This is a genomic window from Methylobacterium sp. C33D, from assembly GCF_053345825.1.
Genome location: NZ_JBKFAV010000232.1, coordinates 1 through 290 on the forward strand (window position 1 = coordinate 1; position 290 = coordinate 290).

Genomic DNA, 290 nt, shown 5'->3' on the forward strand with positions numbered 1-290 from the left:
CGTAGTCCTCCGGCGCATGCATCGGCGTCTTGATGACGCCGGGGGCGACGGCGTGCACGCGGATGCCGCGCTTGTCGTACTCGATGGCCAGGCTCTTCGTGGCGGCATCCATGCCCCCCTTCGTCAGCATTGAGCCGGTGTCTGTGGTCTCGCTCACGGCGCCAAGCCCATGAAATCTCGCATCGGAGCGGGATCCGACCGGAGAGCCGAGGCCTGTCCCTCATAGACGATATGGCCGTTGTTGAAGCCGTAGACCCGGTCGGCGAAGCTCAGGACCGCCGCGACGTTCT

1 pseudogene is annotated in these 290 nt (G+C 65.5%); it reads right to left on the minus strand.

What is annotated here, in order from left to right:
- Window positions 1-130 (minus strand): annotated as a pseudogene (locus tag ACLBXO_RS32185) (SDR family oxidoreductase); the annotation flags it as partial.
- Window positions 131-290: the final 160 nt, after the last annotated feature.